The organism is Klebsiella oxytoca (assembly GCF_009707385.1).
In the GTDB taxonomy this organism is placed as follows: domain Bacteria; phylum Pseudomonadota; class Gammaproteobacteria; order Enterobacterales; family Enterobacteriaceae; genus Klebsiella; species Klebsiella oxytoca_C.
Window position 1 is genome coordinate 1,032,542 of sequence record NZ_CP046115.1, and the last position, 11,874, is coordinate 1,044,415.

Genomic DNA, 11,874 nt, shown 5'->3' on the forward strand with positions numbered 1-11,874 from the left:
CGTTATCTGAAATCGAGATTGAAACATATGAAAAAAACCACGTTAGCAATGAGTGCCCTGGCTCTGAGTTTAGGTCTGGCGTTGTCCCCTCTCTCTGCGAGCGCGGCAGAAACAGCTTCTTCGGCTACAAATGCGCAGCAGATGCCGAGCCTGGCCCCGATGCTGGAAAAAGTGATGCCGTCGGTCGTAAGTATTAACGTTGAGGGGAGCACCACCGTTAATACGCCGCGGATGCCGCGTAACTTCCAGCAGTTCTTTGGCGACAACTCACCGTTCTGCCAGGATGGTTCACCGTTCCAGAGCTCTCCGTTCTGTCAGGGCGGTGGACAGGGCGGCGCGCCGGGTAGCGGCGGCCAGCAGCAGAAATTTATGGCCCTCGGTTCCGGAGTTATCATTGATGCTGCAAAAGGCTATGTTGTTACCAACAACCACGTTGTGGACAATGCCACAACCATCAAAGTTCAGCTGAGCGATGGGCGTAAGTTCGAGGCGAAAGTGGTCGGTAAAGACCCGCGTTCCGATATTGCGCTGATTCAAATCCAGGATCCGAAAAACCTGAGCGCGATTAAGCTGGCAGACTCTGACTCTTTGCGCGTCGGCGATTACACCGTAGCGATCGGTAACCCGTTTGGCCTGGGTGAAACTGTAACCTCAGGGATTGTTTCCGCGTTGGGCCGTAGCGGCCTTAACGTTGAAAATTATGAAAACTTTATCCAGACCGATGCGGCGATTAACCGCGGTAACTCCGGCGGTGCGCTGGTTAACCTCAACGGTGAGCTGATCGGTATCAACACTGCGATTCTGGCGCCGGACGGCGGTAACATTGGTATCGGCTTCGCTATTCCGAGCAACATGGTGAAAAACCTTACCGATCAGATGGTTAAGTTTGGCCAGGTTAAACGCGGTGAACTGGGCATCATGGGTACCGAGCTGAACTCCGAACTGGCGAAAGCGATGAAAGTTGATGCTCAGCGCGGCGCGTTCGTCAGCCAGGTTATGCCGAACTCGGCGGCCGCTAAGGCGGGCATCAAGGCCGGTGACGTGATCACGACTCTGAACGGCAAGTCGATCAGCAGCTTTGCCGCACTGCGTGCTCAGGTCGGTACTATGCCGATCGGTAGTAAAGTCGAGCTTGGCCTGCTGCGTGACGGTAAGCCGGTGACGGTGACCGTCGAGCTGCAGCAGAGCAACCAGAATCAGGTCGATTCCAGCACCATCTTCAACGGTATTGAAGGTGCGGAAATGAGCAACAAAGGTCAGGATAAAGGCGTCGTGGTGAGCAACGTGAAGGCGGGCACTCCGGCGGCGCAGATTGGCCTGAAGAAAGGCGATATTATCGTTGGCGCTAACCAGCAGCCGGTGAAAAATATTGCCGACCTGCGCAAGATCTTTGATGCCAAGCCTTCGGTTCTGGCTCTGAATATTCAGCGCGGCGATGCTTCTATCTACCTGCTGATGCAGTAATTTTTATCTGTTCGTTAAGCCCCTTTTCTCCTTACGGAGGGAAGGGGCTTTTAGTTTCTGCTGAGCATTCTGTTTTTCGAACTGTGACCCCTTCCACAACTCCATACTTCTGCCTTCTCCTTTGTGCAAACGCACAATGCAGCGTGCTGTTAACTCTTTTATTCTGGTCGTCTGCTCACGGGAGGATTACATGGCTGGCTGGCATCTCGATACCAAAATGGCGCAGGATATCGTAGCGCGTACGATGCGCATCATTGATACCAATATCAACGTGATGGATGCCCGCGGACGCATTATCGGCAGCGGAGACCGCGAGCGAATTGGTGAATTGCACGAAGGGGCGCTGCTGGTGCTCTCGCAGGGGCGCGTTGTCGATATTGATGATGCCGTGGCCAGGCACCTGCACGGCGTGCGTCAGGGGATAAACCTGCCGCTGCGTCTGGAAGGGGAGATTGTTGGCGTCATCGGGCTGACCGGTGAACCGGAGTCGCTACGTAAATACGGTGAACTGGTTTGTATGACTGCCGAGATGATGCTGGAACAGTCGCGGCTGATGCATCTTCTGGCCCAGGATAGCCGCCTGCGCGAAGAGCTGGTCATGAACCTGATTCAGGCGGAAGAGAATACCCCGGCGCTGACCGAGTGGGCGCAGCGTCTGGGGATCGATCTTAACCAGCCGCGCGTCGTGGCGATGATTGAAGTGGATAGCGGCCAGCTGGGCGTCGATAGCGCGATGGCGGAGCTGCAGCAGCTGCAAACCGCGCTGACCACGCCGGACCGCAATAATCTGGTGGCCATTGTCTCGCTGACCGAGATGGTGGTGTTGAAACCCGCGCTGAATGCCTTTGGCCGCTGGGATGCAGAAGATCACTGCAAACGCGTTGAGCAGCTAATAAGCCGGATGAAAGAGAACGGTCAGCTGCGCTTTCGCGTGGCGCTGGGTAATTTCTTCACCGGGCCTGGCAGTATTGCCCGTTCTTACCGTACCGCCAGAACGACGATGATGGTCGGCAAGCAGCGAATGCCGGAGAGCCGGAGCTATTTCTACCAGGATTTGATGCTACCGGTGCTGCTTGATAGCCTGCGCGGCGGCTGGCAGGCCAACGAGCTGGCGCGCCCGCTGGTTCGCCTGAAAGCGATGGATAATAACGGGCTGCTGCGTCGTACCCTCCAGGCATGGTTTCGTCATAACGTTCAGCCGCTGGCGACTTCTAAGGCGCTGTTTATTCATCGTAATACTCTGGAATATCGCTTGAATCGTATTTCTGAGCTGACGGGGCTGGATTTGGGGAGTTTTGACGATCGTCTGCTGTTGTATATCGCGCTACAGCTGGATGAACAGAGATAGGATACCGTTCCCGGCTGAGCGAAGCGCCGCCGGGAGCGGTGGGAAATTTTATTTATTGCGCGTCAGTTTTTCCAGATCGGATTCAATCTCGCTGATCTTATTGGTGACGACGCTTTCCAGATGACGCAGATCGTCGAGGATCTTACGTTTCAGATCGATTTCGGTACGATCGCGCTGACAGATTTGATCCAGCTCGTCGATGATATAGCGTAGGTTAGGGCTAATTTCCTGGACTTCTTTATACCCCTGGCCCACGCCGTCAGCGACAACGGTTTTGCGCTGGCGCGGATACTTAAACTTAACGCTTTTAGCGAAGAACTCGCCTTTATCCTTCTGAAAATAGATTTTCAGAATATCGTTGTTGGCTTCCTGCCGCAGGCTGTAGCGATCGATTTCATCAGGATTGGTAATACCAAGACTTTTCAGATTATCGTACATAACGGTACCTTTGATATCATCGTAATCTTTGAATAATTAACGAAAAAATCTATCTTCGCCAGCTTAATATATAAAAAAAGCGGGATTCCTCCCGCTTTCTACACTGCTTAGTCGATGGTACGCAGAAGTTCGTTAATACCGACCTTACCGCGGGTTTTAGCGTCGACTTTCTTCACGATGACCGCGCAGTACAGGCTGTATTTACCATCTTTCGACGGCAGGTTGCCGGATACCACGACTGAGCCGGCAGGAACGCGGCCGTAGAACACTTCACCGGTTTCGCGATCGTAGATTTTGGTGCTCTGGCCAAGGTATACGCCCATAGAGATAACGGAACCCTCTTCGACGATGACGCCTTCGACCACTTCCGAACGCGCGCCGATAAAGCAGTTATCTTCGATAATGGTCGGGTTAGCCTGCAGCGGCTCCAGAACGCCACCGATACCGACGCCGCCGGACAGGTGGACGTTTTTGCCGATCTGCGCGCAGGAACCGACGGTGGCCCAGGTATCAACCATGGTGCCTTCATCAACGTAGGCACCGATGTTTACGTAGGACGGCATCAGAACCGTATTGCGCGCGATAAATGCACCCTGTCGAACGGCCGCTGGCGGAACCACGCGGAAACCTTCTTTCTGGAAACGCGCTTCATCGTAATCTGCGAACTTCATTGGGACTTTATCGAAGTAGCGGCTTTCCGCACCATCGATAACCTGGTTATCGTTAATACGGAAAGAGAGCAGAACCGCTTTCTTCAGCCACTGATGGGTGATCCACTGGCCATCAACTTTTTCAGCGACGCGCAGCGCGCCGGAATCAAGCAGAGAAATCACCTGGTTGACCGCTTCGCGGGTTACGGTATCGACGTTTGCCGGGGTGATGTCGGCGCGACGCTCAAAGGCGGACTCAATAATATTCTGTAATTGCTGCATTGTTTCTCTTTCCATTTATACACTTCATCCTTCAAGCTGCCTCTGCGTTGGCTGCGCTTGTTCGTCCTGGTCACTTGCTAGCGTAAGCTCCCGGGGCTCTCTCCCTGGCCGTCTTGATGCAGTTTGAATGACTTTGTGTATGTACATTTAAATTCGCTACCCTTTATCGTTTGGATTGAGGGCCTCTGTCAACCGTTGTTGCACTTCTTGCTGTAGCTCATTATTAAGGGCACGCCGGTCTGCCGTGGCGATTATAAATAAATCTTCTACTCGCTCACCAATTGTCGTAATTCGCGCTCCGTGGAGCGAAATACCGAGGTCGGCAAACACCTGTCCGACGCGAGCTAACAGACCGGGCTGATCGAGAGCAATCAGCTCCAGAAACGATTTCCGGTCGGTATGCGTCGGCAGGAAATTAACTTCAGTCGGGACGGAAAAGTGCCTTAGCTTTGCCGCCTGACGACGGGGCGCCGGCGGCTGCCAGCTGCGTTGGGTAATGGTCTGCTCCAGCCCCATGCGGATCATCTCGTGCCTGTCGGCGGAAAGCGGGCTGCCGTCCGGCTCAAGAACAATGAAGGTATCCATCGCCATACCGTCGCGGGTGGTAAAGATCTGCGCATCGTGAACGCTAAGATTTCGTCGATCCAGCTCGCCGCAAACCGCAGCGAAGAGATAAGGGCGATCCGGACTCCAGATAAAAATTTCGGTGCCGCCGCGCGTGGCGTGGGAACTGAGCAGAATCATTGGCTTGCTGAGATCGTGCTGCAGCAGGTTACGCGCATGCCAGGCGAGCTGATTTGGCGTATGGCGCACGAAGTAGTTGGCGCGACAGCGGTTCCAGATTTGGTGCAGCGCCTGTTCATTTATGTTTTCCATACGCAGCAGCGCCAGCGCCTGCAATTGGTGGTGACGCACTCGTTCGCGCATATCCGGCGTATTTTGCATCCCCCGGCGCAGCTGTTTTTCGGTCGCGAAATAGAGTTCGCGCAGCAGGCTTTGCTTCCAGCTGTTCCACAGGTTTTCGTTGGTGGCGCAGATATCGGCGACGGTCAGACAGACCAGATAGTGCAGACGGTTCTCCGTTTGAACTTCTTCGGCAAACTGCTTAATCACTTCCGGATCCTGAATATCGCGACGCTGGGCGGTGACCGACATCAGGAGATGATGGCGTACCAGCCAGGCGACTAGCTGGGTTTCGCGGGAATTCAGGCCATGAAGTTCGGCAAACTTGAGAATGTCCTGCGCGCCGAGAATCGAATGGTCGCCGCCGCGCCCTTTGGCAATGTCGTGGAAGAGGGCAGCGATCAGGATCAGCTCCGGATGCGTCAGGCGCGGCCATAGTTCAACGCACAGCGGATGACGGCTGCGCGTTTCTTCTTTGGCGAAACTCTCAAGCTTAAGCAGAACGCGGATAGTGTGTTCATCAACGGTATAGGCGTGGAACAGGTCAAACTGCATCTGGCCGACAATATGCGACCACTGCGGCATATAGGCCCACAGAACGCTATGGCGATGCATTGGCAGGAGTCCGCGGCTTACCGCCCCCTGGTGGCGCAGCATACTGAGGAACAGAGTCCGCGCTTCCGGAATATAGCAAAGCGGCTGCGTCAGATGGCGACGGGCATGGCGCAGGTGGCGAAGCGTGGTGGAGTAGATACCGGTGATGCTGCTGTTGCGCACCATCATATAAAACATACGCAGAATGGCCTGTGGTTCGCGGATAAACAGCGTGTCATCGCGCAGATCGATAAGCGTGCCGCGTAGCTGAAAATCATCGTCAATCGGTCGCGGTTTCTCATCCTCGGTAAGCGCGAGGATCGCTTCTTCAAACAGCTGAATCAGCATTTGGTTCAGCTCGCTCACCCGACGCGTGACGCGGAAGAAATCCTTCATCATATGTTCGATTGGCTGGTTGCCTTCGCCTTCGTAGCGCAAACGGCGGGCGACGCTGAACTGCCTGTCGAATAACAGGCGATTATCGTAGCGGTTTAGCTCAAGATGCAGCGCAAAGCGAATGCGCCAGAGTTGATGCAGGCATTCGTTCAGCTCGTTGCGCTCGGCTTCGGTCAGGAAGCCGAAACCAACCATTTCATCCAGCGAGGTGGCGCCAAAATGACGGCGGGCGATCCACTGCAGGGTATGAATATCCCGCAGCCCGCCTGGGCTGCTTTTAACGTCCGGTTCCAGGTTATAGCTGGTACCGTGATAGCGCTGATGGCGTATATTTTGCTCTTCAACTTTAGCCGCAAAAAATTTCTCCGATGGCCAGAAGCCGTCGCTGAAAATATGTTTTTGCAGCTCAAGGAATAGGGCGACATCGCCAATAAGCAGGCGCGACTCGATCAGGTTGGTGGCGACGCTAAGATCCGATAGCCCCTCCAGCAGACACTCTTCGAGAGTGCGAACGCTGTGGCCGACCTCCAGCTTGATATCCCACAGTAGCGTCAGCAGTTCGCCAACCTTTTGCGCTTGTTCATCGGACAGCTTTTTACGGCTTAAAATCAGCAGGTCGATATCAGAAAGAGGGTGGAGTTCGCCACGACCATAGCCGCCGACGGCGACCAACGCGACGTCGTTTAGCGAACCGAAGCCGTACTCTACCCACAGCCGCTGCAGCAGCTGGTCGATAAATTCGGTGCGCGCTTCGATTAATTTTTCCGCAGCGATGCCGTTATCAAAAGCTTCGCCCAGCCAGCGCTGAAAAACGTCGATAAGCGCTTTAATTGTTGCGCAATTAAGATCGCTTTTTGGCCAATCGCCCGGATTTTCTGGTTGAGCAGACAGGTCAGGGGGAACAGTACTGGATAAAGAGTTGCTCATTGCGCCACCGTAAGAAAAAACTATCGCCCATAAAAATCGCCGGGAGCGGTTTTTAACGTCGCTTGCGGCGGCCCGAAGGGTAACGGGCATGGATGCCCGTCATAAAAAATCGCCGGGAGCGGTTTTTAACGTCGCTTGCGGCGGCCCGAAGAGTAACGTGCATGGATGCCCGTCATAAAAAATCGCCGGGAGCGATTTTTAACGTCGCTTGCGGCGGCCCAAAGGGTGACGGGCAAGGACGCCCGTCATAAAAAAGCCGGCTGGCGCCGGCTTCTCATCAGTCGTTGTGCGAGATCATCGCCGGGATAGCGTCATCCTTGCGTAACGTCAGTATTTCGCAGCCGTTGTCTGTCACCACAATAGTATGCTCATACTGCGCAGACAAGCTCCGGTCTTTAGTTTTTACCGTCCAGCCGTCTTTCATGGTGCGGATCTCTTTCTTACCCGCGTTGACCATCGGCTCAATGGTAAAGGTCATGCCCGGTTTGAGCACCACGTTGGTTTCCGGAGAGTCGTAATGCAGAACCTGTGGTTCTTCGTGAAAACCACGGCCGATGCCGTGACCGCAGTACTCGCGCACCACGGAAAAACCTTCTGCTTCAACGAACTTCTGGATTGCCGCGCCGATGGTGCGCAGGTTAACGCCCGGCTTGACCATTTTAAGGGCCAGATACAGGCTTTCCTGGGTGATACGGCACAGGCGCTCGCCGAGAATCGTCGGTTTGCCGACGATAAACATCTTTGAGGTATCGCCGTGGAAATCATCCTTAATGACGGTGACGTCGATGTTGACGATATCACCATCTTTCAACAATTTCTCATCGTCCGGAATGCCGTGGCACACCACTTCATTAATAGAGATACAGACGGATTTGGGAAAACCGTGATAGCCGAGGCAGGCGGAAACGGCTTTTTGCTCATTAACGATATAATCGTTGCAGATGCGGTCCAGTTCGCCGGTACTGACGCCAGGTTTAACGTAAGGTGCGATCATTTCCAGCACTTCAGCGGCCAGACGGCCGGCTACGCGCATTTTTTCGATGTCTTCAGATGTCTTGATAGAGATAGCCATGGATTGTGTCCAGCAGTGTCGATTTTTTCGACAATAATAGATTATGTCTGAACAATGTTAACAGTCCGGGCGTCCTGCTGCCAAATTGAGAATCATTAACAGCACGCGACGTCAACAACAGTTGGTTTCCGCTCCTGTTTTGTGGTATAAAGCGCGCCGGACTTCTGTTCCATTCTCAGATACACAAGATGGACTGAAGCGACAAATCTCACTTTGTGTAACAACACACACGTATCGGCACATATTCCGGGGTGCCCTTTGGGGTCGGTAATATGGGATACGTGGAGGCATAACCCCAACTTTTATCTATAGAGGTTTTAAACATGGCAACTGTTTCCATGCGCGACATGCTCAAGGCTGGTGTTCACTTTGGTCACCAGACCCGTTACTGGAACCCGAAAATGAAGCCTTTCATCTTCGGCGCGCGTAACAAAGTTCACATCATCAACCTTGAGAAAACTGTACCGATGTTCAACGAAGCTCTGGCTGAACTGAACAAGATCTCTTCTCGCAAAGGTAAAATCCTTTTCGTTGGTACTAAGCGCGCTGCAAGCGAAGCGGTAAAAGAAGCTGCTAACAGCTGCGACCAGTTCTTCGTGAACCATCGCTGGCTGGGCGGTATGCTGACTAACTGGAAAACCGTTCGTCAGTCCATCAAACGTCTGAAAGACCTGGAAACTCAGTCCCAGGATGGTACTTTCGAGAAGCTGACCAAGAAAGAAGCGCTGATGCGCACTCGTGAGCTGGACAAGCTGGAAAACAGCCTGGGCGGTATCAAAGACATGGGCGGCCTGCCGGACGCACTGTTCGTTATCGACGCTGACCACGAGCACATCGCTATCAAAGAAGCAAACAACCTGGGTATCCCGGTATTTGCTATCGTTGATACTAACTCCGATCCGGACGGCGTTGATTTCGTTATCCCGGGTAACGACGACGCAATCCGTGCAGTTAGCCTGTACCTGAGCGCTGTTGCTGCTACCGTTCGTGAAGGCCGTTCTCAGGATCTGGCTTCTCAGGCGGAAGAAAGCTTCGTAGAAGCTGAATAATAAGGCACACCCTTATTTAGTACCGTGTATAAATAGGGGCCTCTTAGTGGCCCCTTTTTCACTTTCAAATTTGTCTGGTTCCTGGAACCGGGCAGATCATATCTCCCGAGGATTAAAGAATGGCTGAAATTACCGCATCCCTGGTAAAAGAGCTGCGCGAGCGTACTGGCGCAGGCATGATGGATTGCAAAAAAGCGCTGACTGAAGCGAACGGCGACATTGAGCTGGCAATCGAAAACATGCGTAAATCCGGTGCTATTAAAGCAGCGAAAAAAGCAGGTAACGTTGCTGCTGACGGCGTGATCATCACTAAAATCGATGGCACCTACGGTATCATTCTGGAAGTTAACTGCCAGACTGACTTCGTTGCTAAAGATGGTGGTTTCCAGGCATTTGCTAACAAGGTTCTGGACGCCGCTGTTGCTGGCAAAATCACTGACGTTGAAGTACTGAAAGCGCAGTTCGAAGAAGAGCGCGTTGCGCTGGTTGCTAAAATCGGTGAGAACATCAACATCCGTCGCGTATCTTCCCTGGAAGGCGAAGTTCTGGGTTCTTACCAGCACGGCGCGCGTATCGGTGTTCTGGTTGCTGCTAAAGGCGCGAGCGAAGAGCTGGTTAAACAGCTGGCTATGCACATCGCTGCAAGCAAGCCGGAATTCGTTAAGCCGGAAGACGTTTCCGCTGAAGTGGTAGAAAAAGAGTACCAGGTTCAGCTGGACATCGCCATGCAGTCTGGCAAGCCGAAAGAAATCGCAGAGAAAATGGTTGAAGGCCGCATGAAGAAATTCACCGGCGAAGTTTCTCTGACCGGTCAGCCGTTCGTTATGGACCCGAGCAAATCTGTTGCTCAGCTGCTGAAAGAGCACAACGCTGACGTGACTGGCTTCATCCGCTTTGAAGTGGGTGAAGGCATTGAGAAAGTTGAGACTGACTTTGCAGCAGAAGTTGCTGCGATGTCCAAGCAGTCTTAATTTTCAAAAGGAGCCGCCTGAGGGCGGCTTCTTTTTGTGCCTAATGTGTAAATTCAGCTGGTCGCTATAGTGGCTACGCTGAAAAGCGACGTACAATGTCGCCGGAATTAACTCATCTCATTCGTTGACAGTCTCAGGAAAGAAACATGGCTACCAATGCAAAACCCGTCTACAAACGTATTCTGCTTAAGTTAAGTGGCGAAGCTCTGCAAGGTTCAGAAGGCTTCGGTATTGATGCGAGCATACTTGACCGCATGGCTCAGGAAATCAAGGAACTGGTTGAGCTGGGTATTCAGGTCGGCGTAGTGATTGGTGGTGGTAACCTGTTCCGTGGTGCTGGTCTGGCGAAAGCGGGTATGAACCGCGTTGTGGGCGACCACATGGGCATGCTGGCAACGGTCATGAACGGCCTTGCAATGCGTGATGCGCTCCATCGCGCCTATGTGAACGCCCGCCTGATGTCAGCGATTCCGCTGAACGGCGTGTGTGATAACTACAGCTGGGCAGAGGCTATCAGCCTGCTGCGTAACAACCGCGTGGTGATTCTTTCCGCGGGTACCGGTAACCCATTCTTTACCACCGATTCTGCTGCTTGCCTGCGTGGTATTGAAATTGAAGCCGATGTGGTTCTGAAAGCAACCAAAGTCGACGGTGTGTTCACCGCCGATCCGGCCAAAGATCCTTCTGCCACTATGTACGATCAGCTGACCTACGGCGAAGTGCTGGAGAAAGAGCTGAAAGTGATGGATCTGGCGGCGTTTACCCTGGCGCGCGATCACAAACTGCCGATTCGCGTCTTCAATATGAACAAGCCTGGCGCACTGCGTCGCGTGGTGATGGGTGAAAAAGAAGGCACATTAATTACTGAGTAATTCCCGTCGGCGTCAAATACGGGTAATATTCGGCCTTACTTTTACGGGTTTTTGGCCCGATGGTTTTCAACATGCTCTGTGGACGGAGCGCTGCGGCTGGTTCGCAGCCTGAAAGACGCTGAGCATAAACATGACTATACTTAGCTCACTTTTGCAGTGGGCGACCGTCTGGTCTGTCTGAGACAAGTTTTCAAGGATTCGTAACGTGATTAGCGATATCAGAAAAGATGCTGAAGTACGCATGGACAAATGCGTAGAAGCGTTCAAAACCCAAATCAGCAAAATACGCACGGGTCGTGCTTCTCCCAGCCTGCTGGATGGCATTATCGTGGAATACTACGGCACGCCGACTCCGCTGCGTCAGCTGGCCAGCGTAACGGTAGAAGACTCCCGTACTCTGAAGATCAACGTCTTCGATCGCTCCATGAGCCCGGCCGTTGAAAAAGCGATTATGGCTTCCGACCTGGGTCTGAACCCAAGTTCTGCGGGCAGCGACATCCGCGTTCCACTGCCTCCGCTGACCGAAGAACGTCGTAAGGATCTGACCAAAATCGTCCGTGGTGAAGCAGAACAGGCGCGCGTTGCCGTACGTAACGTTCGTCGCGATGCTAACGACAAAGTGAAAGCGCTTCTTAAAGAGAAAGAGATCAGCGAAGACGACGATCGCCGTTCTCAGGAAGATGTGCAGAAGATGACCGATGCCGCCATCAAGAAAGTTGATGCGGCGCTGGCGGATAAAGAAGCGGAACTGATGCAGTTCTGATTCTCTGCCGACACGCGGGTCTGACTATCGGCCTGCGTAAAATCTGAAACGCCGTACAGGAGACCGTACGCTCAATTTTCGGGATTGCGTTCAGACGGCTGGCCTTGTAGCCTTTAGCACCATGTCAAAGGTTCTGCGCCTCCGC

At 53.3% G+C, this 11,874-nt stretch carries 10 protein-coding genes; 6 read left to right on the plus strand and 4 right to left on the minus strand.

What is annotated here, in order from left to right; all coding sequences use genetic code 11:
- Positions 1 to 27: 27 nt before the first annotated feature.
- Positions 28 to 1,464, plus strand: coding sequence for a serine endoprotease DegP (degP, locus tag GJ746_RS04815; RefSeq protein ID WP_154679171.1), 1,437 nt, complete (start codon positions 28 to 30; stop codon positions 1,462 to 1,464).
- A 190-nt stretch (positions 1,465 to 1,654) separates the two neighbouring features.
- The gene (cdaR, locus tag GJ746_RS04820; protein WP_110272476.1) at positions 1,655 to 2,812 is read left to right on the plus strand and encodes a DNA-binding transcriptional regulator CdaR; all 1,158 of its coding nucleotides are present in this window, start codon (positions 1,655 to 1,657) and stop codon (positions 2,810 to 2,812) included.
- A gap of 48 nt (positions 2,813 to 2,860) precedes the next feature.
- On the opposite strand, the gene GJ746_RS04825 is transcribed toward cdaR, so the two are convergent.
- The 4 genes from GJ746_RS04825 to map form a co-directional block, all read right to left on the minus strand.
- The gene (locus tag GJ746_RS04825) at positions 2,861 to 3,250 is read right to left on the minus strand and encodes a DUF3461 family protein (protein ID WP_004098742.1); all 390 of its coding nucleotides are present in this window, start codon (positions 3,248 to 3,250) and stop codon (positions 2,861 to 2,863) included.
- 107 nt (positions 3,251 to 3,357) lie between these two features.
- Positions 3,358 to 4,182: a 2,3,4,5-tetrahydropyridine-2,6-dicarboxylate N-succinyltransferase gene (gene dapD / locus GJ746_RS04830; RefSeq protein WP_154682645.1), complete on the minus strand. Its 825-nt coding sequence runs from the start codon at positions 4,180 to 4,182 to the stop codon at positions 3,358 to 3,360.
- Positions 4,183 to 4,338: 156 nt separating this feature from the next.
- On the minus strand, positions 4,339 to 7,002 hold the full coding sequence (gene glnD, locus GJ746_RS04835) for a bifunctional uridylyltransferase/uridylyl-removing protein GlnD (RefSeq protein ID WP_154679172.1): 2,664 nt from the start codon (positions 7,000 to 7,002) through the stop codon (positions 4,339 to 4,341).
- A gap of 277 nt (positions 7,003 to 7,279) precedes the next feature.
- Positions 7,280 to 8,074: a type I methionyl aminopeptidase gene (gene map, locus GJ746_RS04840; protein ID WP_154679173.1), complete on the minus strand. Its 795-nt coding sequence runs from the start codon at positions 8,072 to 8,074 to the stop codon at positions 7,280 to 7,282.
- Positions 8,075 to 8,397: 323 nt separating this feature from the next.
- Between map and rpsB the strand changes: the two genes are divergently transcribed.
- The 4 genes from rpsB (at position 8,398) to frr (ending at position 11,729) form a co-directional block, all read left to right on the plus strand.
- A complete protein-coding gene (gene rpsB / locus GJ746_RS04845) occupies positions 8,398 to 9,123 on the plus strand; it encodes a 30S ribosomal protein S2 (protein ID WP_032616611.1) in 726 nt (241 codons plus the stop codon).
- Positions 9,124 to 9,242: 119 nt separating this feature from the next.
- Positions 9,243 to 10,094 (plus strand): translation elongation factor Ts, encoded by an 852-nt coding sequence (gene tsf / locus GJ746_RS04850; protein ID WP_004098746.1) that lies wholly within the window; start codon positions 9,243 to 9,245, stop codon positions 10,092 to 10,094.
- Between the two features lie 146 nt (positions 10,095 to 10,240).
- Entirely contained in the window at positions 10,241 to 10,966 is a 726-nt protein-coding gene (gene pyrH / locus GJ746_RS04855) for a UMP kinase (RefSeq protein WP_154679174.1), read from the plus strand.
- Between the two features lie 205 nt (positions 10,967 to 11,171).
- Positions 11,172 to 11,729, plus strand: coding sequence for a ribosome recycling factor (gene frr / locus GJ746_RS04860; RefSeq protein ID WP_004098748.1), 558 nt, complete (start codon positions 11,172 to 11,174; stop codon positions 11,727 to 11,729).
- Positions 11,730 to 11,874 lie beyond the last annotated feature (145 nt).